17 protein-coding genes, 1 pseudogene and 1 other annotated feature are annotated in these 24,461 nt (G+C 49.1%); of the genes and pseudogenes, 4 read left to right on the forward strand and 14 right to left on the reverse strand.

Going from position 1 to position 24,461, the window contains the following annotated elements; genetic code table 11:
• Positions 1 to 240: 240 nt before the first annotated feature.
• The 6 genes from WDY75_RS17555 to WDY75_RS17580 form a co-directional block, all read right to left on the reverse strand.
• Complete coding sequence (locus WDY75_RS17555) at positions 241 to 5,709, reverse strand: S8 family serine peptidase (RefSeq protein ID WP_063479416.1); 5,469 nt, start codon at positions 5,707 to 5,709, stop codon at positions 241 to 243.
• Between the two features lie 742 nt (positions 5,710 to 6,451).
• Positions 6,452 to 7,939 carry an S-layer homology domain-containing protein gene (locus WDY75_RS17560; RefSeq protein ID WP_063479415.1) on the reverse strand — a complete coding sequence of 496 codons (1,488 nt, stop codon included), beginning with the start codon at positions 7,937 to 7,939 and terminating at the stop codon, positions 6,452 to 6,454.
• Positions 7,940 to 8,073: 134 nt separating this feature from the next.
• Complete coding sequence (locus tag WDY75_RS17565) at positions 8,074 to 8,769, reverse strand: response regulator transcription factor (protein ID WP_063479414.1); 696 nt, start codon at positions 8,767 to 8,769, stop codon at positions 8,074 to 8,076.
• A gap of 9 nt (positions 8,770 to 8,778) precedes the next feature.
• On the reverse strand, positions 8,779 to 10,239 hold the full coding sequence (locus tag WDY75_RS17570) for a cell wall metabolism sensor histidine kinase WalK (protein ID WP_063479413.1): 1,461 nt from the start codon (positions 10,237 to 10,239) through the stop codon (positions 8,779 to 8,781).
• A 75-nt stretch (positions 10,240 to 10,314) separates the two neighbouring features.
• Positions 10,315 to 11,535 (reverse strand): amidohydrolase, encoded by a 1,221-nt coding sequence (locus tag WDY75_RS17575; RefSeq protein WP_063479816.1) that lies wholly within the window; start codon positions 11,533 to 11,535, stop codon positions 10,315 to 10,317.
• A gap of 210 nt (positions 11,536 to 11,745) precedes the next feature.
• Positions 11,746 to 12,270, reverse strand: coding sequence for a phosphotransferase enzyme family protein (locus tag WDY75_RS17580; RefSeq protein ID WP_197477121.1), 525 nt, complete (start codon positions 12,268 to 12,270; stop codon positions 11,746 to 11,748).
• Between the two features lie 200 nt (positions 12,271 to 12,470).
• On the opposite strand from WDY75_RS17580, the gene WDY75_RS17585 reads away from it, so the two are divergent.
• Positions 12,471 to 13,262: a D-alanyl-D-alanine carboxypeptidase family protein gene (locus tag WDY75_RS17585; protein WP_172963954.1), complete on the forward strand. Its 792-nt coding sequence runs from the start codon at positions 12,471 to 12,473 to the stop codon at positions 13,260 to 13,262.
• Between the two features lie 194 nt (positions 13,263 to 13,456).
• Entirely contained in the window at positions 13,457 to 14,920 is a 1,464-nt protein-coding gene (locus tag WDY75_RS17590) for a 4-hydroxyphenylacetate 3-hydroxylase family protein (RefSeq protein ID WP_063479412.1), read from the forward strand.
• A gap of 81 nt (positions 14,921 to 15,001) precedes the next feature.
• On the opposite strand, the gene WDY75_RS17595 is transcribed toward WDY75_RS17590, so the two are convergent.
• On the reverse strand, positions 15,002 to 15,193 hold the full coding sequence (locus tag WDY75_RS17595; RefSeq protein WP_063479411.1) for a hypothetical protein: 192 nt from the start codon (positions 15,191 to 15,193) through the stop codon (positions 15,002 to 15,004).
• A 154-nt stretch (positions 15,194 to 15,347) separates the two neighbouring features.
• Here WDY75_RS17595 and WDY75_RS17600 point away from each other — a divergent pair, with 154 nt between their 5' ends.
• Both WDY75_RS17600 and WDY75_RS17605 read left to right on the forward strand, forming a co-directional pair.
• Positions 15,348 to 16,202, forward strand: a complete 855-nt coding sequence (locus tag WDY75_RS17600) for a protein kinase domain-containing protein (protein ID WP_036642682.1) — start codon at positions 15,348 to 15,350, stop codon at positions 16,200 to 16,202.
• 94 nt (positions 16,203 to 16,296) lie between these two features.
• On the forward strand, positions 16,297 to 16,506 hold the full coding sequence (locus tag WDY75_RS17605; RefSeq protein ID WP_076151039.1) for a hypothetical protein: 210 nt from the start codon (positions 16,297 to 16,299) through the stop codon (positions 16,504 to 16,506).
• Positions 16,507 to 16,584: 78 nt separating this feature from the next.
• On the opposite strand, the gene aac(2')-IIb is transcribed toward WDY75_RS17605, so the two are convergent.
• The 7 genes and pseudogenes from aac(2')-IIb to WDY75_RS17640 all read right to left on the reverse strand — a co-directional run bounded on the left by aac(2')-IIb (position 16,585) and on the right by WDY75_RS17640 (position 24,416).
• Positions 16,585 to 17,304 (reverse strand): kasugamycin N-acetyltransferase AAC(2')-IIb, encoded by a 720-nt coding sequence (aac(2')-IIb, locus tag WDY75_RS17610; protein ID WP_082834342.1) that lies wholly within the window; start codon positions 17,302 to 17,304, stop codon positions 16,585 to 16,587.
• 162 nt (positions 17,305 to 17,466) lie between these two features.
• Positions 17,467 to 18,843, reverse strand: coding sequence for a Na+/H+ antiporter NhaC (gene nhaC, locus WDY75_RS17615; protein ID WP_063479410.1), 1,377 nt, complete (start codon positions 18,841 to 18,843; stop codon positions 17,467 to 17,469).
• A gap of 311 nt (positions 18,844 to 19,154) precedes the next feature.
• Positions 19,155 to 19,874: an IS630 family transposase gene (locus tag WDY75_RS17620; RefSeq protein ID WP_231888103.1), complete on the reverse strand. Its 720-nt coding sequence runs from the start codon at positions 19,872 to 19,874 to the stop codon at positions 19,155 to 19,157.
• A pseudogene (locus WDY75_RS17625) lies at positions 19,775 to 20,191 on the reverse strand (transposase); the annotation flags it as partial. The pseudogene WDY75_RS17625 and the gene WDY75_RS17620, both read right to left, overlap by 100 nt.
• 86 nt (positions 20,192 to 20,277) lie before the next feature.
• Positions 20,278 to 21,363 (reverse strand): aspartate-semialdehyde dehydrogenase, encoded by a 1,086-nt coding sequence (asd, locus tag WDY75_RS17630; RefSeq protein ID WP_082834400.1) that lies wholly within the window; start codon positions 21,361 to 21,363, stop codon positions 20,278 to 20,280.
• Between the two features lie 192 nt (positions 21,364 to 21,555).
• Positions 21,556 to 21,819, reverse strand: a binding site (T-box leader).
• A 207-nt stretch (positions 21,820 to 22,026) separates the two neighbouring features.
• The gene (locus WDY75_RS17635) at positions 22,027 to 22,680 is read right to left on the reverse strand and encodes a phosphatase PAP2 family protein (protein WP_006210036.1); all 654 of its coding nucleotides are present in this window, start codon (positions 22,678 to 22,680) and stop codon (positions 22,027 to 22,029) included.
• Between the two features lie 137 nt (positions 22,681 to 22,817).
• Positions 22,818 to 24,416, reverse strand: a complete 1,599-nt coding sequence (locus WDY75_RS17640; RefSeq protein WP_063479409.1) for an amidohydrolase — start codon at positions 24,414 to 24,416, stop codon at positions 22,818 to 22,820.
• Positions 24,417 to 24,461: the final 45 nt, after the last annotated feature.

Below are 24,461 nucleotides of genomic sequence, written 5' to 3' on the forward strand. Positions count from 1 at the left end.
CGGCGTCCTCCTCATCATCTTGTATATACAGGTTATCTATGAAGAAATGATAACATGTATATACAGGTTGTCAACCATCTATCAATTAAATACCCATTTTTGCAACAATTAGACGACCACTCACAAAAATAAACAAGACAAACAAAGCCCCAGGCTCTGTTGAATCAACAGGACCCGGGGCTGTTCGATTATCCATTCTACCTTTCACATATCACGATACCATCAGTGATTTGGTTACATTTACTGAATGATGATGGTGTGAACAGCACTGTTCACGCCTCCTTCATTATCCGTAACGGTCAAACGCACCGTATACGTTCCTGCATTGTTGAATTTATGCTTGACTTTGGCCTTCGAAGCGGTTGATCCATCCCCGAAATCCCAAACATAACTCACAATTTCGCCGTCTTCATCCACGGAGGAGCGAGCATCGAATTCAACATTTTTCTTCTTCTTTGCATTAGACGGAGCCTGAATCACGGCCACGGGGTCCTGATTGGTCGGCGGTTCAGGATTCTCTCCTTGGCCGGAAGATACATACAGCCTTCCGCCAGCTTCAGTCTCGGATGTATTGCCGGCCGCATCCCGCACCCGAATCACTATGATTCCACCATCCAGCACCAGGCTGGACGGTGTTGTGTAGGTCCCCGAGTAGTGACCGGATTCCGTCTCGGTCAATGGAATTTCGCCTCGTCCCTGCGCACTCAGATCCAAAGGAAGCTCAATTCGGAAAGAGGCTTGAAGATTCGGAACACTGTCGAAGGAGACCGTTACAGTCTCTCCCGCTGTAATTCGAACATCCTCTGCTGGTGAGATATTGCTTATTTCCGGCAATGCGGTATCTACGTAGACGGTACGAGTTACCGTCGACTCATTGCCTGCAAGGTCTTTGGCTTTTACGGCTATCGTGTTCTCGCCTTCGTTGACCAGTACGCGATGCGTAAAACTTCCGTCCTCACCGAGCTGTACCTGCTGTTCGTTCACGGTCAGCGTGTCAATGAATTCATCAAGGGCGCTGCCGGTAACATGGACCACCTCCGTATTGGTGTGGCTGCCTTCCTCAGGAGTCACAATCGTTAATTCCGGGGCAGTCTGATCCAGCGTTACAACTACCGGCAGCGAGCGATCTGTAGCCTTTCCGTTGACTACAGCCTCGGCAGTGAGCGAGTTGGTTCCCGGTGTCAGCTCCACATTCAGCGTAAACTGCCCATTCTCAACAACGGTGGTCCCTGCCGCTTCCTCGCCGTTGTAGATCCGGATCTCTGCACCCGATGCCGGAGAAGTGCCTGTTAGGGTCACCGTTTGTTCATTCGTGTACGCATGATTGACAGGTGACGTAATGATAGGTGCATTAACTGGATAACGCACCACTGCGCGGATCATGTAATTGCCCTCTTCTGCGGGAGCCTGACTCCAGGCACCACTTACACGCTGCCAGCTTCTTAAGGCATTTTCGCCCGATTCATCGGTTGCAAGCCCAGGGGCATTGTTTCCTGCCTCCGTCTGAACGTACACGATGTAGAAATCGCCTTGCACAACAACGGGCTCTGGGAATTCAACTGTGGTCCATTGATCGTTGCGCAGTGCGGTTCCGTCAAAAGGACCTGCCAGCAAACGACCCGGCGCTCCATTCTCGCCCGAAACGTCATACACTGCATATTGGAACGCGGTGCCGCCTGGTTGCGGCCATTCGGTGTTCCAGAAGCGGAGCGATGCGCCCGTAAGCTGCGCGGCCTCGTGTTCCGGCGTCATCCTTACCGCCCAGGCATTGCCCGCTGCTACGAAGGCTCTGGCATTTTCAGGTATGCCATCGTCATACGCAATTTCGCCAGGGAATCCGATAAACGGTTTAAGGGTCACATTGGCCTCAGCTGTTCCGTTGCCAGGAACCGTAATTTCAACCGTTTCACCATAATAATCCGCAGCCAGAATCGATAACGTATAGGTGCCTTCCAGGACATCCAGGGTGAACCTGCCGTCTTCCCCTGTGCGCACATCACCGACCCGTGGATCTTCCAGAACTGCTATGCTAGCCCCACTGACCGGTTCTCCTGTACGTTCGTCGGTTACAACACCTTCAATCTGTCCATGCGGGATGGCTTCCAGATTGAAATTGGCTTTTGCCGATCCGCCATCAGTAATCGTAACGACTTCGGTTCTCGGATAGTATCCGTAGGCCTCGGCCTTCAGCGTGTAATCACCTGCAACATGAGAGAAACTGTATTTGCCAGTTGCCGGATCAGTCTTCACCGAACGCCCGGTCTCCAGCACCGTAACCGTTGCGCTTGCAGGCAGGCTTTGCGGTGTCACCTCTCCGGTTCCCGGTTTCCCAGCTTCCGGCTGCGGCTGCTTGCTTTGATTGAATTCATACTTGTCGGTTCTGCTAATTTTGTACCAAGGATTATCATAGGCCGGTTTCGGCTTGTCACTATGCAGTACTTCCGCAGTATCCTTGGTGACCGCTCCAGGAGCAACGCCAAGAATCCGGAAGTCGTCGATGTACCAGCCCGTTTTCACCACACTGTTATCCGAGGTCAGCCTGAATCGGAATTGGACCTCGTTTCCTTTCCATGCATCAAGATCATAAAATACCGGTGTCCATTGCTTGCCGTTGGTATTGTGAGAGAACTTCCCGAGCTCGGACCATGTGTTTCCTCCATCGGAAGAGGCCTCAACATAACCGTAATCGTATCCTCCCTCAATTTCATACCAATGATTAAAGGTCAATGTTGCTTCGGTAACCTGGGTCAAATCCACAACCGGGGATACCAGGGAATAATTCGAACCACTTTCATAGGTATTGTCCAGATCGGTCGCCCACGCATTGGGTACAGAGAATGCATGGCCAGGTCCCGAAACCGGAACACCGCGTTCCCACTCATCTTTGACGCCGGAATGCGTCCAACCGTTGTCGCTGCTGCCATCAAAATGATCGGTATAGATGTCCTCCGGCACCACGATGTCAATGGACACCTCGCTCGACTTCTCGCTTTCATTGCCGCTGTAATCGACAGCCGCCACGGTATAATAATAAGTAGAACCGGTGACAGTTGTTGTATCCGTGTACGTTGTTGCCGCCGTATTTCCAATCGCTTCATAGCCTGTGCCCGAAGCGGTGGATCGATATACGGTGTAAGACTTCAGATCCTCAGCATCCGGACCGGTCCAGTTTAAGGTTGCATTGCCCAATATATCGGCTGAAACGGCCAGCCCGCTTGGCGCTCCCGGAGCAATGTCATCCGGTGCCTGAATTTCAAAATCGTCGATGTACCACCCTGCCTTCTGAACCGAAGCATCACTCGTCAGATTGAACTGGACGAACACCTGCTGTCCGGCGTAGGCCCGTAAATCCACATATTGTGTTACCCAGCCTCCACTAGTCCCCGTAAAGCTAAGTACCTCCTGAAAAGCAAAATCATTCTCCTCGGCGGCAATGTATACTTTGCCCCAATCAATATTTCGCTCCAGGTCATACCAATGCTTGAAGGTTAACAGGCCACCCTCCGGACTGTCTGTCAGGTCGATTGGAGGTGCAAGCAAATAGGCGTTGCTGCTCGCACCGTACGTGCCCTCGAGGTTAGTCGCGATCAGCTTGTCCCCGGAATATGCACCTCCTGGACCGCTTGTTGGTGATCCCCAAACCCAGGCGCTTCCTGTCCCGCCTGCGGTAAAGCCCAAATTATTCTCTTCAAAATCCTGGATATATCCAGGCTGCACACCGTCCGAGACCTCAACTTTATAGACGCTGCTCTCAAATCCGTTATTGCCGTAATCATTGACCCGAATATAGTATTCCAGCCCTTGCGATTCGATCAGAAAAGCGGGAATGACCGCCGTGTACGTTCCATCCTTGCTATCCCCGGCTATGCGATTCATCGGCAGATAGACGTACTGGCTTGTGCCCGCTGTTCTTGCAAAGGCCTCTACAGCGGTGACGCCCACATTATCGGTTACGCGCGCAGTAAGCGGAACGTCAATCCCCGTAAAAGCCGAGCTCACTTGTGTATGCTCAAGCACCGGCTCTTCCAGATCATCGCCTGCGGTTACAACCCTGCCCGATACGGTGCCGATGCCTTCTACCACCGAACCTACAGCATCCAATGCATTAATGATTCCGTGACCATACCCATTGTTGGGTGAAGTCGGATACTGACTGTCCGTTCGAGGCGTGGCCGTCTCCATGATAATCTGCTCCAGCTGATCGACGTTTAGAGAGTGATTAGCCTGAAGCAGCAGAGCTGCCAGCGCGGTTGTATGCGGCCCTGCCATTGAGGTGCCGTCCCATCCTCCTTCATAAGCACCACCTGGTACAGAGGATCGGATATTTACCCCAGGTGCTGAAACCTCGGGTTTGATCTCATCATAGGGCGAAGGACCACGTAAGGAAAAAGAGGCTAGGTTGCCGTTAATATCGGTTGCCCCGGTGGCGAAACTCTCCGGATAGTTGGCAGGGTTGGCAACGGAACCCGGTCCGCCCGGGTTCGTCGGCCGCACATTGCCTGCGGAGAACTCGGGGAAGATCTGTGCATCACGCCAGGCCTGGACCATGGGCCGGAACCATTCGTCCAATCCGGCGCCTCCGCCCCATGAATTGTTAACCACATCAGGGGCCAGCTCTGGATGCAGATTGCCTTCCGCATCCACGGGTGCAATAAGCCATTGTCCGCCGTCAAGGATGATGGCATCTGTCGTTCCCGGATTGAATATCCGTACGGCTATCCAGGTTGCTCCCGGAGCAACACCAATCTGGTTGCTCCCATCCTCCTCAGAGCCGACCATGGTGCCCATCGTATGGGTACCGTGACCATCTCCATCGGCAGGAAGGGACGAACCGCTGTGCGGATCATACCAGCTCAGCTCAGGATCAACGATATTACCCGAAGCGTCATAACCTCTCCATTTTCGATTCAGGGCAGGATGGGTGTAGTCCACGCCGCTATCCAGATTGGCTACCACGATTCCCGTCCCGTCAATGCCCCTCTCCCAAACTTCCGGGGCATTGACGTAGTCAATGTTCCATTCCACATTTTCCGTTTGCGGTTGAGGAGCGTTTGTGGCTTCATCACGGGCTCCCTTGGGAACCGCAGGCTGAATGACCGATACGCCTGACTCCTGTACGGATGTCTTCGGAGTACTCGATTCCTTTTCCGTGCTTGCGTCCTTCGTGTTGACCTCAGCCTTCTGAAGGAAACGCTCTTCATTTGGCAAAATTTTATCCACTTCGGGCAGGAGCGCAATCTCCTCCATAACTTCCTGGGTACTGGTCACTGCCAGCGCATTAACAATAAAATAGCTTTTATATTCTTTGACCTTGCCGAGATCAAGTGCCTTATCCAGATAACGTTCCAGTGTGTATTGGGTTCGCGATGCCGTCTCCCGCAATGAACTTACAACGGAAGTCCTGACGGAGAGCTTGGTTGCCGAGGGGGTCTGCTTCTCCAGCGTTGCCTTCTCCATAGCCTGCTTAGAGACCGAAGCGGTGTCCACTTGTTCCTTCATCTTTACCAGATAGGTGACATAATCGTCTTTCTCAAACTGCTTGCTCAGCTTGTTGCTGACCTTGTCCGTTGCAATCTGGGCCAAGCTGGATTTCATGTCAATCTTCTGAGAGGAGGTGTTGTCTGCTGAAACCGGATGAATGAATGATGCTGCCAGGAGAAGCGACAGACCCATGGAGAGAGGCTTGCGTAACCGATTTAACTTTATCAAACTTTTCCACTCCTTTTACCCGGTTTTTAATCTGTGAATGGTTGGACCCATTCCGATTCATGAAACAGTGAATCGCCTTAGCCTGAGCGAACCCGCATGTCAGTGAAATTTACATGAAGCCTCACCTCCTTTTCAGAACAAGTTCATCATCGATTTGATTATCATTGCGTAATGGATAGCAGCATTGCGGAAAATAAGGATTGAGGGAAGAAGGATGTTCCGGTAAGACACTGAAGTTTGCAGAACATTTGCTATGGAGGGTAATCGATTGCGCTAGTAGAAACGCATAGGCCAACGAGTCTGTAACTCCTGGCAATCCGGGGTGTCATTCGTGATATGCAAAACTATTAATATTACATATAATATAAAAATAGTATTTATTTGTTTTTAAGAAGTAGTATAAAGTCATCATATATGAAGTTCAAGCATTTATCTTCTAAATAATAGAAAATAAGCCTTTTTAAGTCTCTCCTATCTATCCAATGACTCTCTACATGTCAGCTTCAATGCGCAATTACGCAAGTCATTCTATGACTTGGCTCATGGCCTGCATTAAGTCATTATCCGTAGAGCAAAGTAAGAGATATGTTCCTAGCGAGACGAGCACGCTAAATAGACTCTTACAGCCTGGCTGTAAGAGTCATTATTTTCTTGCTTCACTTAACGGGCGCTGAGCTGCCTTCGTTTGTTTTACTTCGGTTAAACAGCACCATCTGTCCTAATTCATCCGGATAGAATGAGATTAATTTAATGTCAGGCCCGTGGAAGTACCTTTTGCCCATTCTCCTACCGGAGTTACGGTATAGGTCGTGCCTGCTCTTAGTTTATCGCCCTCCGTGAGATCAAACACGCCTACCGCACCTTTGCGGCTAGAATATTTATATACGGCCACCTGCTTATGACCCTCTGCGTCGATCAATTCCACGCTGCGGCCGGAGAACAACTCATCTCCCGGATCCTCGGATAATGTAACGGCAACCGAAGTTTCACCGATAGCCTCGGCTCCCACCATTTCCAGCGGGATGAATTCTTTAGCAACGAATGTCCGGCTTGCAATCTGTGCCCAATCAGAGGTGACGGTATACGTAACACCGGGGGTCAGCTGCTGACCTTCAGGTAAACGGAATTTTGGTTCTTGCTTGCCATCGGTCGATTGCGTGAATGGAACGTATTTTGCCACCATGGGCAGTCCGCCCTCCGGAGTGATGGTTACTTCTCTGCCCTGACCGGAGGAAATGACTTGATAAGCTTTCCCATCAGCTCGGTTGTTCTCATCTAGTATGAATGCGTTTTCTCCCCTGCCGCTGCTATATGCAGAAATAACGTAGCCATAGTCTACAACCCCATTAGACTTAAGCGCCTCCAGTTCAAACGTATCCTTGGCGACCTGCCTTGCCTCTGTCATGTCCAGCTTTGTGGCGCTGCCTGCAAATGTACCTGCTTTCTGCCCTTTGTAGGTAAGCGTATAGTCGGTATCCTCATTTTGTACGGATGTCGGAACAATATAAGTGGATATCGAGCCCGTTTTCAGACGCGGCATGTTGGTTAGCGCAAGTCCATCGCTAAATACAAAATCTTCTTTAGCCTGTGCAAATACCTCATTGTCTGCTGTCAAGGGAGCATCTAAGGTAATCATCAACGTAATGGCATTCAATGCGCGGACACTCGTAATTTTGGCTTCTGCCGAAGGGATCGCTTGGTGTGCCGTATTCAGCAGGTATGCAGCTTCTCCCCGAGTGACATGACCTGCGCCTTCACGTAAACGTTCCGCCCAGTAAGCCACGGATTTCACGTCGCGTTTCAATGCCTGCGATACGATAATAACCAGCTCGTCGCGAGTGACGGTTCCCTTTGGATTAAAACGTCCATCCGTCGTTGTCATGATATCCAGCGCCGCCAGCTCAGCTGCATAATCGGAATACCAGGCATTTGGATTGACATCCGTTAAGCCTGCCTGGTTCTCGGCTGCTCCCTCCAGCCCAAATGTAAGGACTACCATTTTGGCCAACTCGGCTCTTGTAATGGGATTCGTGATTCCCATCGTTCCATCCTGGTAACCCTGCATCACGCGAAGCCCGGACAACTCCTGGATCGCTTGCTGAATATCTTCGGGTGCTATCATGACTTCTGCTGCTTTAGCTTGCAGCACATTGAACGGTAGAGATGCCGTTCCCAGTGCAGCTGCCAACATCAGGGCAGCCCATTTAGTAGCATGCTTGTTCTTGTTCATGTGTTAACCCTCCTTAGAATCTATGCGTATCATTAGCTGATCGTCATAACTCCATCATAGAGGAGAGTCTTAAACTGCCAAGAAAGCTGGGATTAATAAATTCGAAACAATATATTAACTTTTTATAAACTCCATCAGACAGAAAAGCGATAGCCTGCTCCCCAAACCGTCTCAATATACTGTGGATTGGAAGAATCCAGCTCCAATTTTTCGCGCAGCTTGCGGACATGCACCGTTACGGTTGCTATATCCCCACTGGAATCCATACCCCAAATTCGTTCAAACAGTTCATTTTTGCTGAATACGCGGTTAGGGTGGCTTGCCAAAAATTCGAGCAGGTTAAACTCTCGGGTCGTAAACACGACTTCCTGATTGCGCACGTACACTCTTCGAGCGGATTTATCAATGACCAGGCCGCGTATATGAATCTCTGCATTTTGAACCGTCTCTTGTTTGCCCATCAGTCTCTTGTATCTCATCAGATGTGCCTTGGCTCTTGCAACTAATTCGCTTGGGCTGAACGGCTTGGTAATATAATCGTCGGCGCCGAGATTAAAGGCTCGGATTTTATCAATCTCTTCATTCTTGGCCGAAACGATTAGAATCGGGACCTCCTTGTTCTTCCTGATCTGGCGACATAATTCAAAGCCGTTCATCCCGGGGAGTTGCAGGTCGACAACGATGAGACTGTAGTCCTCGTTAAGTGCCAGATGTAATCCCTCATTGCCCGTATGGCATAAATCTGCGAAAAATCCATTCAGTTCAAAATAATCCCGCTCCAGCTGAGCAATTGTAGTCTCATCTTCAATGATGAGTATGCGTGTGGTCATGGATCCTCCTTAATTGATCGCCCTTTTGAGTGTAAAGAACAGGCTTGTACCGACTCCCAGCTCGCTTTCCGCCCAGATGGTACCCCCATGCCCTTCTATAATCTGGCTTGCAATTGCCAGCCCAAGCCCGCTGCCACCCGTAGAAGAATTGCGAGATGGTTCAACGCGGTAAAACCGTTCGAATATATGCGGGATCGCGTCGCGCGGGATGCCCATCCCATTATCTTGGATTTCAACCGTCACCCATTCGGGAGATATTCGGGTCGAGACACGAATGGTTTTGGGTTGCTTATCCATAAAATTTTGGGCATTTCCAATAATATTGAGCACTGTTCGCTTCAATTTTTCCAGATCGGCTATGACCTCAACTCGATCCGCCGTACGCTCCATCCACTCCAGTTGAATCCCCTTTTCATCAAGAATGAACTGAAGTTCATCAATGCAGTCGTCTAGAAAGCCGATGATATCTACAGGCTCGAACATGAATGGCACTTGCTTCGAATCAAGCTTGGAGTACAGGAACAACTCACCCACAAGTTTATCGAGATCAACCGCTTTGGCATAAATGATGTTCACGTACTTATCCATCTTCTCCGGTGTATCGGCAACTCCGTCGCGAATCCCTTCGATGTATCCTTTGATACTTGTAATAGGTGTACGTAAATCATGCGATATATTGGAGATCAGCTCCTTCCGGTTCTCTTCATCCTGAAGCCGGAGCTGAATCGAGGCCTGCAGCCGCTTTCGCATATCCTCAAAGCCCTCGTTCAATTGTCCGATTTCGTCTTTCGTCTGCAAATCAAGCGAGAATTGGAGATTTCCCTCCTTGATGTGCTCAGCCGAATTCCGGAGCAAATCAAGCGGTTTGACAACGCTGCGGGTAATCCAGCGGTATAACAGTACATTCGTTATCACAATGATGCCGATCAGAATCAGAACGAGGACAGGCAGCAGCTTGCGTGTCACTTCACCAAAGGGACTACGCTCCCGTATGACAAAGACACTTCCTTTCGCACCATCCGAATAACGGAAATCATACTTGGCATAAGCATAGAATCGTTCGCCAATGTTAAACGTATGGCGGATCTGATTATTGTTCAAGTCATAATGAGGCAGACTCCGTTCCAGTTCGGGCTGATTGAATGTATGGGATTCAAACACCTGATCTTTTTCCCGGCGGACATAGAGCCCGGCTCTCACCGTTCTCAGCTTGAAATCATATTCCTTCAGCAGCTCTTGGTTTTGGAGCTCGTCCGGTTCATTCTTAGCCAGGTATTTCAATTCCAGAAAGATGGACTCCTCTTGCTCTGTTAGCGGGTTGACCTGATAATGCACTTTATAAAAATCCCGAATGTCGCGAATGTCGCCGGTTGCTGCGATGGTAAACAATCCGGCAATCAACACAAATACCAACAAGCTGAGGACAAGCATGCCGGTATAGGATAATAACAATTTAATTCGGATGGACATCTATTTACCTCGCTTTGGCAGAGGATCGTCGCCTAATTTCGTGATTCCAACTGCATCACCCCTTACAGGGATGAATTAAAATGAACCCGAAACGATATCCCCTTTGAACATCGTAACGACTCGCCTGGATCTTCTTGCAATGGCTTCGGCGGAGCATGAGGCTTCAACGAACACGATGCTTGCTTCGTCTCCGACTCGCGGCCATACCTGCTCCCCCTTGTCATTAAGCGGTGTTATGCCACCGGTTATATAGCGGAGTGTGTGCGCCAGTGAGCGTTCATCCACCCATCTGGATATTTCCGCTAAACGACCTGCACGTTCCAACACATCCCCATTGCCAAAGGGCGACCATACATCAAAAATGTTATCGCATCCAACTGCCACCTCTACTCCACGCTTGTGCAGCAGACCAACGGGAGGGAACGTTCGGCCAATCGGCACGCTGGTTATAATAGCAATTCCTGCATCGGCTAATAAATCCCCCATCTCCTCTGCTTCGGACGGTGATATATCGCCCAGACCAAATGCATGACTAATCGCAACCTTCCCCTGCAGCCCTGCTTCCTGGGTTAGCTGCGCCAGTCTCTTCAAGGTGTATATCCCCTGGTGGTCGGCATCATGCAAATGCAAATCGATTCCTGCGTTACCTTCGACTGCGAGCTCCACCATTTGCTGCAGGGAGGCCACGATATCGCCATCAATCGTAGCCGGATCAACGCCTCCGACCAAGCCGGCTCCTCTGCGAAGAGCTTCCCGCACCCATTCCTTTGCCTGTGACCGCAATAAACCATGCTGCGGAAAGGCAACGATTTCGTGTGACAGCTTGCCCTCAAAGCTGTGCAAGGCTTGCTGAACAGCTTCCAAATGGTCTAATCCAGCCTCCGGATATATATCCACATGTGTACGTACATGTGTTACTCCGGAGTCTACATAGAGGTTGAGCAGTTTTTCCGCGCGGTCCTGGATACGAGTATCAAGCGAAGGCAGTGTTTTCTTCTCAATATCCAAGCGTTCAAATATACTGGAGACCGGCGTTACGGAACGCCAACGGTCACCTAGCAGCGTTTTATCCAGATGACAATGCTTTTCAACAAAAGACGGAAGCAGCAGCAGCCCTTTCACATCCTGTTGAACGGCTTGGTCCGGGATGTTTGTGTCGCAAGAAACCACCTTCGCGATTTTTCCATCCTCTATAAACAGATGACAACTTTCCGTCCTGGTGCCTGTAATGACACCATCTTGAATATTATAGCCGCTCTCCAGCCGGGCGTTTGTCAACCAATAAGATGACTTCATATCCATCGATCCCCTCTCTCCTAAACTGGTTTACGATTATGCTAACATAGGATCAACTATATGGATAATATGTATTAAATAAGATTCACTTAGGTTTTTCATATAGAAGAAAGAGAAAAACCACCCGCTAGGATGGTTCACAATAAGATGGTTCATATAGTTTTTACGATAATAACGTTCAAAAAACAAAACACCGCGATGTAAGCAATGTTAAAAACAGCGTCTGCTTCCCATGTGAACCAGCAAGATATGCCTCCCCGTACACGGACTATACAATATAAAATATGCGTTCTCCTGATAAATAAGGAATGCAGTAATCCGCGCACAATTTTGGCATCCGCTCTCCAGCCGCTCAACCACTGCCGGGTCCTTCACGTCATCCTTTTGCAGATCCCTGCCTTCCAGCCAGGTAAGTACGGAACTGTTCCACGTCTTCCCTTCGTGCTGTATGATCGTAATCAGTTCGCCATCCCGATTGCGGAGTGGCTTCTGAACATGAAGATTGTTCCAGCTTGACAGGCCTTCCAGCATGTTCAGCTCTGCTTGCAGACCCTCATAGGTATGCTGTAAGCCGGCCATGCTGTCTTTGACCGGTTGATGAATGCGCAGCAAATAGGAGCTGCCGTTCACCTCATCCACTTTGTAGGTTCTATTCTCGTTATGTCGTATAAAGGTAGTCTCGGATTCCTCAATGCCATAACCTCTTAAAACATCCTGAAGTTCTTCATCCCTCATATGTATTTCTCCTTACGATCAGTATAGGACTTTCGGGTGCTCCATATTAAATAATAACTCGATCTGCATGTCATTTCATCCTCCCCAAAAAAGCGAGTCACCTCAAGCTCGTTTTGTTTACATTTCAGAAACATATTAGAGACTCTATCGATATAACTCTCCTATATACTGAGTAAACAGCTAACGAGGAGGGACATCATATGAGAATGAATGGGGTTAAATACAAATCCATTCTACCAGCCGTCATGATCGGTTTGGTGGTTGCAAGTTTAATGATGAACGGTTTCGATACCGTTTCAGGAATGAACCAAGTGGAAGCGGCTGCGGCATCTTCCTCCAGTTCCACCTTCACTGCGTTTTTGGCAAACAACGCACCTGGCCGGACGCTGAAGTATGTTAACGGCGTTACCACGGTCACAAATCTATCAAGTACCGTTGTGCTGGTCAATAAAAAGAGAAACCTGCCTTCCCATTATGTACCGCAAGATTTGGTTATACCCCAAATTCCGTTCAGCTTCTCGGGGCCTAGTCCCAAAAAACAGATGAGAAAAATAGCTGCAACCTCGCTGGAAAAACTGTTCGCTGCCGCCAAGAAAGACGGAATTGATCTCAAAGCTGTGTCGGGCTACCGCTCCTACGCAACCCAAAAATCCATATTCGAACGCAATGCAAGCATTAAGGGCGAGGCTGCTGCCAACAAGACCAGTGCAAGACCAGGACAAAGCGAGCATCAGACCGGTCTGAGCATGGATATATCGAGTGCTTCCGTAGGTTATGCGCTGGAGCAGAGCTTTGGAAATACCAAGGAAGGCAAATGGCTGAAAGTCAACGCCCCTAAATACGGATTCATTATTCGTTACGGTAAAGGTCAGGAGAAAGGGACCGGCTATTCCTACGAGCCTTGGCATGTTCGTTATGTAGGGGTATTCATTGCCGGAGAAATTACGAGACAAAACCTGACCCTCGAGCAATATCTGGAAAAAAAACAATAATAACACGAAACGTTTTTGGGCCATTGCGGACCCATTTTTTTCGCCTAATTTCCTCTTGAATTTGCTTGCAGGTACAACCGCATATTTTGCAACACAACATGGGGACAAAGTACTCCAGATAGCCTAAACACGTACATTAACAGCAGCAGACAGGTTAGTTAGCACAGTATGATTTTCGCAAAGAGGTGAAAACAGTGCCTATTAAATCGGGGAAAGAGTATATCGAGCGGATTGATAAGCAAAATATCAACATTTGGTATAAAGGAGAGCGTATCGAAGGTCCTTTATCACAGCATCCTGCATTTCAAGGTCTTATTGAAACCCAAGCCGATCTTTATGATATGCAATGTGATGCGTGCTATTTAGACCGGATGACCTATCCTTCACCTGATACGGGAGAGCTTGTTGGTTTATCTTTTCTCCCGCCAAGGAATGCCGAGGATTTACAAAAACGCAGAATCATGATGGAGCTCTGGGCGAACAGGCACCATGGATTCTTAGGACGCTCTCCCGATTACATGAACACCGCGATCATGGCTCTATTCACGGCCGCTGATATTCTTGAAGAGCATAATCCGCAATATGCCGACAACCTCAGGCGATATTATGCTTACTGCCGGGAGCATGATATTACCTTGTCCCATGCGTTCATCCAGCCCTACGCGAGCAAGCTATCCGGTCAGAATGACGATGTAGAGGATTCCATCGCTGCTAAAGTCGTAGAAATTAACGACAACGGGATGGTCATAAGCGGAGCTTTTATGATGGCTACGCAAGGTGCTACTTGTGAGGAGATGTTAGTCTTTCCGACTCCGTCACCCACGATATTCAATAATGTGAATCCATCTGCCTTTGCCTTTGCGGTACCCAATGATCTGCCAGGGATGGCTTTTATCTGCCGCGAGAGTTACGGAGCCAGCTCTACCTACGATCACCCCTTGAGCGCAAGATACGAAGAGATGGATACACTCGTTATATTTGATCGTGTTCTTGTGCCGCATGATCGCATATTTTATTACGGGGATGAAGCCTATGCAGGGCGATTGTTTGGCGAGAGTCACTTCCATACCCATATGGCCCATCAAATCACCACTCGTTATATTGTTAAAACCGAGTTTTTACTCGGTTTGCTAGAGTCATTGGCAGATGAGCAAAATGTAGGGCTTGAACCGCAAATGGTCTTGAACGTTTCCAAGATCATTACATTCATCGAGACCTTTAAAGCCTTAAGACTGGCTTCTGAACAAGGCGCACTCCATGATAAATTCGGATATCTCGTTCCTGCCACCAGCCCGCTCCTGGCTTCCAGCATCCTGTTCCCCAAGTTCTATCCTGAGATGGTTGAGATGATTCAAATTCTAGGTTCCAGCGGCCTTATCATGATTCCCTCCGAGCTGGATTTCGATTCGGATACAGGACACTACCTCGATCAATATTTAAAAGGCACAACCTCAGAGGCCTACGACCGCATCGCCTTGTTCAGGCTCGCCTGGGAGCTTGGGGCAAGCTCATTCGGTGGCCGGCAAACCCAGTTCGAACGATTCTTCTTCGGCAATGCACATACGGTCGCTTATCGCATGTACAACAGTTATGAGGATCACGAACAGCTCCGGCAATTGATCAACGATTTTATAGCCAAAAACAACAGTGCATCTTAGCACAATATGAGGCGGAACGAAACTCATATCATAACCTCTCTCATGCCTGTAAGGTATGGGAGAGGTCTTGTAGAGTTGACCTTACATAACAATCCTTGCTTTGAAGAGCTCCTCCAGCATAGAGATTTCAATGGGAACAGTCTGCTCCCTAGCCGTGCGAAGCAGCGACAATGCTGCAGTATATCCCAGGTTATTCATGATATAGCTCTGCTGGCTCGCATCCTCATTCGTTACACCTGTTTCAGTTGCTTTATTAAGCTGTTTCGTCATCATACCGGCATATCAGCGCTTGAGTTTCGAAGAAAGATAGAGTCGAGCTGGTTCTTGCACCTTCCGCTACTCGTATAATCCCATCAAAAAGCATATAATGTACGTTGATAGCGGTCTGAGATATTTGGATTTACCAAAAAGGAGAGTTGGAGTCGATATGCGTCTTATTTCATCCTTGAGCTCCTTCATCAACGCTTGGCGGGATTATCCGGCCGAGAAGAATACGGTTCTGGGAAATCGCTATATTGTTCAAAACATGATTGGCGAAGGCAGTTACGGCTTAATATATAAGTGCATGGATCGGAAAAGTGGTCAGATTGTAGCCGTCAAACAAGCAAGACCCAGCAAAGGCAGCTACGCAGAACACTTGCTGAATCGGGAGGCTGCCATATTAAAATCTCTTCAGCATTCGCATATTCCGGCTTACCTGGATCTTTTTACGGACCATCGCCATATCTATCTGGTAATGTCCTATATGAATGGAGATACGCTGGAAGACTTGATTTTTGAACAAAACCAAAAATATCAGGAAGCCGATTGCGTGTCTATTACGATGCAGCTTATGGAGCTGGTGCTGTACCTTCATAAACAAGGTTTTGTTCATCTCGATCTGCGAATTCCCAACGTGCTGTTTAAGAATGGAGAATTGAATCTCATCGATTTTGGGTTGGCACGCAGAATTGGCGAGCCACCTCCGCTTCGGAAGCCAACACGGCCATGGTTCCGTCATGGCAGAAAGATATCTTCTGAACACCATAAAATATCGCAGGAAAGCGAGGATCTGCAGGACATCGGCCATTTTATGCTGTTTATGCTGTACTCGGTCTATGAGCCCGAGAGCAGCCAAAGCGTTATCGCCGAGCGAAGCTGGCAGGAAGAATTGCAGCTCTCCAGTGAGTTGAAAATGATGATTGAACGCTTACTCCAGCTGCGAGATCCATATTCTGGATCTTCAGAGTTTATGAAAGAGCTGCGCTGGCTGGTTAACGCCAAAAACTTCCCATCCAAATGATGGGAGGCCCTGAAGTTGATTATGGGGTTTACTCTGTGGTACGATCCGATTACGTAGACTGGAATAAGATGAACTAGAAAGGAGGAAGACCGAAATGTTTAAGAAAATAATCAATAAGCTTCTTCACTCCTCATCTCATAGTGATAGTCGAAGGCATCATGGCAGCTCTGCTAAGAATTACGGAAGAAAATACAGCAGCAGCCATGGGTATTCACGTCGTAAAGGCTCTTCTTCAGATTACAAGCGCAGGCATGGAAATCAAGGGCATGGCTATTATAAAAATAGAAGAGGCAGCTCAAGCTGACGATATGGAACCAAGCACTTCTCCCCTCACATGGTTGAGGGGATTTTTTGCGAGGAATGTCATACTGCAGCAATGATTTCATTTGATGGTGAAATTGACTCCATACAAGGACAATCCCAGCTTTCCGGCTACCCGCTGGGAGGAGAGATTCTCCCATGAAGTACTGTAGAGCGGCAATGCCCCCATCTCTCGCACGGCCATCGCCCAACCCGCAACAACTGCGGCGGCGTATCCCCTGCCGCGAAACTCGCCCAACGTCTCAAGCCCGGCTTCGTGTGCTTTTGCTGTCACCCGAACGCTGCGGCAGACCGACACAATCCTGCGGTCATGTACAAGTGCCACGCAAGGCTGTGCGTATTCTATTTCAGAGGCAAGGCATTCGAAACCGGCAAGCGAATGATCGCTCATATGTTCTCGGGTGATGCGTACCACCTGGATGGTCGACGACGTTTGAACTGGAATACAATAACAGGGTCCCGTCGTGTGATGTCCGCTCTGGAGAAGCTTCATATACGACCCGAAATGTTTGGGCTTCGCTTGGAAATCTCTCATAATCGGCTCGTCCTCGACCAGTTCTTTCAATAGAAGAGCAAGATTATCTGGAACATCATGGCGAAACCTGCAAAGTGCCGTCCCGTCTATCGTCCGACCCAGGAAAAAACGCGGGGCTGGATCCTCACCCGGCCATGGCTCGTGGATTGCGCGGATCCGCCCGTTTGGATCATGCGTGAACATCGCCTCTACGTGCAGCTCCATCAGCTCTTCGGCCGTGGGCTCGTTATCCCTGCAATGATTCAAGCTCTCATCCCCTTTTCAAATAAAAGATGTTTGCTGTGCTCCTTATCATCGTACCAAATCCATCCCGTTATGGCTCGGGTTTAAATCATTATAAACAAATAAACAGCCCCGTTTCCTGAACATCTGGAGACGGGGCTGTTTACCATCCATGGATCTCAAAATTCATGTTTCTCGTCCAAGTGAGTTTCGCTGCAACCTTGGTATGAATGCATAGGCAAATGTGAACAGCGGACTTAACCATAAGAATACGGCATAAGGTGCATATTCCACAACCGGAACGCCAAGGGTAGCCGCGAAGAAGGCCCCGCTGACACCCCAAGGGATTAACGGATTCACAAGCGTGCCGCAGTCCTCCAATGTACGGGAGAGCGTCTTCGCTGGAATTCCACGGCGGGCGTATTCCTCCTTGAACATTTGTCCTGGCAAAAGAATGGACAAGTATTGCTCGCCCGTCATACCGTTTACCGCGATTGAAGAAGCGCCCGTCATGAGGACAATGCTGCTCTTTCGCTTCAAGGGTTGAATGATTTTATGGAAAAAGGCTTCAATGATACCGCAATGCTGAAGCAATCCTCCTAACGATAAAGCAATCAAGATCAGGGACACGGACCACATCATCGACTGCAATCCACCACGGTTGACTATGGAAGCCACGATTTCGTTCGTGATTGTGCTCTTGTAACCACTTTGCATGACACTGAACCAGACATCGATGGCCGTCTGCTGCTGAACGAATGCGGTTACCATAAGTCCGGTAACAATACCCACAATCAGTGTTGGGAGGATCGGAAGCCGCTTGATGGAGCAAGCAATAACGGCGAGCGGCGATATCAATGTCAGCCAATGAAGTTGGAACCCATCATTCAGAGCTACCTTCATTTGCTCGATTGAAGACAAATCCAGGGAGTCCGTCGTTGGTGCGAGCAGGAAAAAGACCGTTGTAACAATAAGTGCCGGTACGGTAGTGTAAACCATGTTGCCAATATGAGTGAATAGTGATATTCCCGCTACCGCGGGAGCAAAATTCGTTGTGTCGGATAACGGAGACATCTTATCGCCGAAACAAGCACCGCAGATCACCGCTCCGGCTGCCAGGGTTGGAGAAACGCCCGTCGTTGCGGCAATTCCCATAAAGGCAACGCCAACCGTGCTGACAGTCGTAAATGAGCTTCCGGTGAACATAGAGACCACGATGGTCACATATAACGCGCTTACCGCAAAATAATGCGGCTCTATATAATCCATGCCATAGTATAAAATCGTTGGCACCGTGCCGCTCATCATCCATACAGCGATCAGAATTCCGATGAGCGATAGAATGAGAATCGGCATAATGGCCGTTTGAATTCCCTGGATGATGGCAGATTCGAGCTTCTTCCAGGAGAAACCGAATAAACGCAGCAGCGCGGCTGTGCCAACGGTGGTTGCAAGCAGCGGCAGATGCGGCTCCGCTTTGAGAAGAAAGATGGAGACAAACAGCAGTGCCAGAATAAATACGATGAGGATGATGCTTTTGGAGAAACTGAGCTGACGTTCCATGATGATGAGACTCCTTGTACATTAATATGGGAGGGAGATTTGATTTGATACCCGTCCCTTCTTATGCAGCGTTTGTTTTGATGGTTAAATATGTTTTACTTTCTCGCTTTTGCGCTTTTTTGCTTTTGGGCATTGAAGCACAGAAATTCACTATAAACGATAGTGTGGACTTAGTCAACGTCATGATCCGCCGGGAGAGGACACTTTAACCAGCATCAGTATGGATTGTGAAATGACAAAAAAAGACGGCTGCACAAGCAGCCGCCCTTTTGAGATCCCTATTCGTTATTTATATAGACTGAATTTTTGATTTACATGCGGACACACAGCCGATTGATGACCTCCATGGACTTGGCATTTACACGTTTCATGAAGGCGGCTACGTTGATGCGAATGTGATAAAACTTCTTGTAAAATACGTTATGAATTACATCGCTTTTCAGCCACTTCCATAAGCCTTCAATCAAGTTCAGATCCGGGGAGTATTTCGGCAGAAAAACGAACTGCAACCGTTTATGTTTTCGCAAGTAGGCTTGTACTTGAGCGGAACGATGAATTCGGCCATTATCCAGAACCATCACGATTTTGCCTTCAGGATATGCCTCCAGCACAGCATTAAGAAACTGGATAAAAGCAGGAGCATCATACCGCTCGCCGTCACGGTAAAGCACGTGTCCGGTCTCATAGTTCAATACGCCAAACAGCTTCGCACCTTCATGGCGGCCATAAGTCGGAACCTTTCGCTGCTGCCCCACAGGGAACCAGTTATATTGCAGCGACTGATACGCACGAATCATACATTCGTCTTCAAACAGCAAATGGTCGATCTCTTGGTTCATCAGCTTTTTTTTAGTGCGGGAAAGGTCACCGACTTGAACGCTTCCTGCTCCGCAGGATCGGCTAACTCCATCGTATAGGTCGCTTTGGTATGGCTGAATCCGAGCCGGTGCAGCAGGACGGACATTCCTTTTTCCGTGTAGCTTTCGCCGAACTCTCGTTCGACATAGAGCATGGCCAGTTTTAGAGTCCAGGTATACTTGGCCTCGATCCCTACGTCGACCGGGCGTTTGTTAGCAACTGTGTCTGCCAGAATCCCCTCTTGCTCGTCAGTAAGACGGCGAGGTTTGCCAGGTGAATGGCCCATCGCCAGACCTTTGATTCCATCACGCTCAAAACGATGAATGTATCCGGCGGTAGTTTTCTCTGTACGTTTGATCATCTTCGAAATGTCTTTAATTGTGTGGCCCTCAAGGCGGTGGAGAACTGCCAAATAACGTTCATACATCCGTTTGTCGGAAGTTTCACGCAACGCCAGTTCAACTCGATGCTTTTCATCAGTGATTGTCATAAGATCACGTCCTAAAATGGTTATTTTCCTTTTATTACCCCACTTAGGAACGCATGATTTGTCAAAATGCAGTTCATTAATTCAGTCTATATAGCTTGAATATATCCTTCTGCTTTCAACAGCTCAGCGATCAGAACAGCACCGCCTGCAGCGCCGCGCAGTGTATTGTGCGAGAGTCCGACAAATTTATAGTCGTAGATCGAATCCTCGCGCAATCTTCCTACCGAGACGCCCATACCACGCTCGATGTCACGATCCAGCTTGGTCTGAGGTCTGTTATCTTCCTCAAAATACGTGATGAACTGCTCTGGCGCACTCGGGAGACGCAATTCTTGCGGTCTACCCTTGAATTGCCGCCACCGGTCCAGGATTTCATCCTTCGCCGGCTTGTTCTCGAACGATGCAAACACAGTAGCTAAGTGGCCGTCCGTTACAGGGACACGAATACATTGCGTCGTAATCAGAGGTGAGCTTGCTTTAACGATTTCGCCATCTGCCACGCTTCCCCAGATGCGCAGCGGCTCCTGCTCGCTCTTCTCTTCCTCGCCGCCGATGTACGGAATCACGTTATCCAGCATATCCGGCCAATCGGTAAAGTTCTTGCCGGCTCCGGAAATCGCTTGATACGTCGAGGCAACCACGTGGGTAGGCTTATAATCGAGTAAGGCATGAAGTGCCGGGACATAGCTCTGAATGGAGCAGTTAGGCTTAACCGCAATGAACCCGCTCGAAGTCCCCAGCCGTTTTCTCTGTGCAGCAATGACATCCATATGACCCGGGTTAATTTCTGGAATAACCATCGGTACATCCGGAGTCCAGCGATGTGCCGAGTTGTTGGAAATGACCGGCGTGCCTGTCTTGGCATAAGCCTCTTCCAGTGCTTGTATTTCATTCTTCTTCATATCCACTGCGCAAAATACGAAATCGACCTCTGCAGCAACCTTCTCCACTTGTGAAGCATCCTGTACGACAATGCTTTTCACAGGATCCGGGATAGGGGTAGCCAGCTTCCAGCGGCCTTGCACGGATTCTTCATAGGTTTTGCCAGCAGAGCTCTTGCTTGCCGCAATAGAGGTTACCTGGAACCATGGATGTCCATCCAGCAATTGTACAAAACGTTGACCAACCATACCTGTTCCACCAACAATACCAACTTTAAGTTTTTCTGACATTCGTTGCTCATATCCTTCCATAGTGGCGTCATGTTCCCCATACATCGGTTCTAATCCAGAGTACGGATAATGGCATGCAATAAGCTTCTTCTTAGATAACTATTCAACTCGTCTGAATTGGTGTAGGATTCCTACCTTGAGCCTTCGTTTTTCTTCTGATATAACAAAAAATCCCACCCCCAAGACCGTAGTCTCAGGGACGAGATTGTTACACTCGTGGTACCACCCCAAATTTGCAAATATGTCGCCATATTCGCCTCGTCGAGTACGGCATTACAACGTAATGCATATACCCTAGCTCTGTAACAGGAGCTCCTGGCACATCATCCACCTCTCATGAGGTTTCCATGTGCTGCTCTGAGTCTTTTTTCAATAAAGAACGCTTCACTCCTTCTCAACTGCCGGAGCTCTCTGTGCAAGAATTCATTTATTTACTCGTCTCTTCATCGCATTTATTAGAATCATTATATATAAAACCATATCGCAGGTAAACCTTATTTATAAAATTTTCGGAAAGGATGATCCATTGAGGGTATCTTATTCCAGTTACGATGTTCACTACGATTCGGTTTTGAACACTTGCTTGCAAGCAAACCAGCTGCGGAGCCGCCCGGGGCCCTCAGCCTGATCTGTCTCTGATTGACTTTTAATTTTGACGGAGCCTCAAGATAAGTTCTCCTCGCGGACGAATTCCGCTGTTGGCGCAGAACGCTGTCCGTGGAACCCTCTTCCAACCCAATACCACAGAACCTCCACCACCGCGATTGCACCCGCTACGTCCAGCAGAACATGCTGCTTCACGAACAAGGTAGATCCAATGATGAACCACGCACATATTTTCACTGCAGTCCGTTCCCTATTGGAGAAACCGGCACTGGTGACCGCACCCTTGATCATCAAATAACTGGTCAGCACATGAATGCTCGGAAAGCAGTTGTAGGGATTATCCGTGCTGTACACCAGGTTCACTAGCCAGTCAAGAATCCCCGCCTCCATGATCAATGGCCGATCAACCGTTGTCTGGAACAAGAAAAACGTGATGTAACAAGCGATTAAACCGATGCACTGCGACAGCAGCGTCCGATAATACACACTTCGATCTCTGGCACAGAACAGAAAGAGCATAATAATTATAAATGGGTACCATATCAGATAGGGAATAATAAAAATCGGCATAAATGGAATGGCGGCATCCAGATCCGTCATCAGACTGTACACCGGCGTATGCGCCTGATTCAGGATACCGTAAAAAATGTTGAGCGCAGGAATCATGAGAATCCACAACATCGGGAGATAGGTTTTCCATTTCCGGTTCACAGACTTCCTCCCTTCCTCGGCACTTTCGGTCGATACCATTATATGAAGCAGAGACACGTCTACACACCTGTTTGCCATCTCAAAATACAAAAAGCAGCCCGATAACGGACTGCTCGCTGCTTGCTTGTCGTTAATTCTTAAGCCGTGTAACCGATTTTCCCGTTGACAATCGTCATCCTGACACTTGTGCGAAGCAGGTCATCCGGGTCCATTCCATCAGCCAAGTTACGATCCACAACCGTAAAATCCGCGTATTTGCCGAGTTCAATACTTCCCCGCTGACCCGCTTCTCCTGCGGCGCCCGCGCTGCCGCTTGTAAACAGCCGGATCGCTTCCGTTATGCTCAGCTTCTCTTCCGGCATATACCCCTCATGACTCTCTTCCGGCTTGCGTCTCGTGACGGCGGCATGAATTCCGAGCAGCGGGTTCAGCGGCTCAATGGGTGCATCGCTGCCGCCTGAACAAGGCAGCCCGGTAAGCAGCCATTTTTTCCATGCATACAACCAGCTTGTCCGATCAGGGCCGACACGCTCCAGCACCCATGGAAAATCGCTGGCTACGAAACGAGGCTGCAGGTCAACGGCTAAATTCAGCTTGCTCATTCGCTTCACCGCATCCGGGTGTACAACTTGAGCATGGATGAAGCGGTCCGGCAGCCTGGCTTCCCTACTCAGCGGAAGTTGCTCCAGCACCTCTGTCATCATTTCAGCCGCACCGTCTCCAATTGCATGGAATGCAACAGGATAACCGAGCTTGCGTGCTCTGCCGACAATCTCCCTTAGCTCCTCCGGAGAATGCATGGCCAGGCCTCGGGTATGCGGAGCATCATAATAGGCTTCCTTAAGCAGCGCTGTTCTGCCTCCGATCGCACCATCAGCAAAAAGCTTGACGGCACCGATACGGTTCCAGTTACTTCCGCTGCCTGCCTGGATACCAAGTGCCTCCATCTCATCCAGAAAGCCATGATACATCAGCTGATGCGTTCGGAAGTAAAGGCCCTCCTCCTTGAGCTCGCGATGGATGCGAAGCATAGCTTCAACACTGCCCAGCAAACGAAGATCCTCGGTATGTGCTCCAGTAAGGCCGAGCCGAAGCGCATCCTGACAGGCCTGAAACATCACCGTTTTCAGCATGGACGGATCAGGCACTGGCTGGACATCGGCAAAAGGGGCCGAAGCGTTCTCGTAGATACAGCCGTTTAGCCGGCCATTCAAACCGCGGCCAAATGCCCCCGACTCCGGATCAGGCGTATCGGCTGTGACACCCGCTCTGCGGAAAGCCTCCGAATTCCCAAGATAAGCATGGAAGCAGGTTCTGGTCAGATACACCGGATGCTCCGTTGTGATTTCATCCAGCTCCAGCAGGTGTGGAATCTTCCCGTCAGGAAAGTTGTTCTCGTTCCAGTTGAGACCCAGAATCCACTCTCCGGGCGGCGTAACGGCTGCCCGCGCCCGCAGCATGGCCAGCATCTCTTCCTTAGAAGCCGCTTCGGTAAAATCAAGCATACCCAGCTTCATTCCATGCATGCCGAGATGCATATGGGCGTCGACCAGGCCTGGCAGCACGCAGCCTCCGTCCCAATCCACTGTTCGATAGTCCCTGCCCGCCAGCTGCAGCCGCAGCTCGGCAGTTTTTCCAATGGCACGTATGACTCCATCCTCCACGTATACGGAATCCGCAGGTGAAGCGGCATGAGGTGAAAAAAGCTGGCCGTTAGTAAATAGAACAGGCTGCATATCCGAACTCCTCCTGATTTTTTCATTATTATACCAAACATGCCG

This window comes from Paenibacillus glucanolyticus (genome assembly GCF_037333485.1).
GTDB lineage: Bacteria > Bacillota > Bacilli > Paenibacillales > Paenibacillaceae > Paenibacillus_AQ > Paenibacillus_AQ glucanolyticus.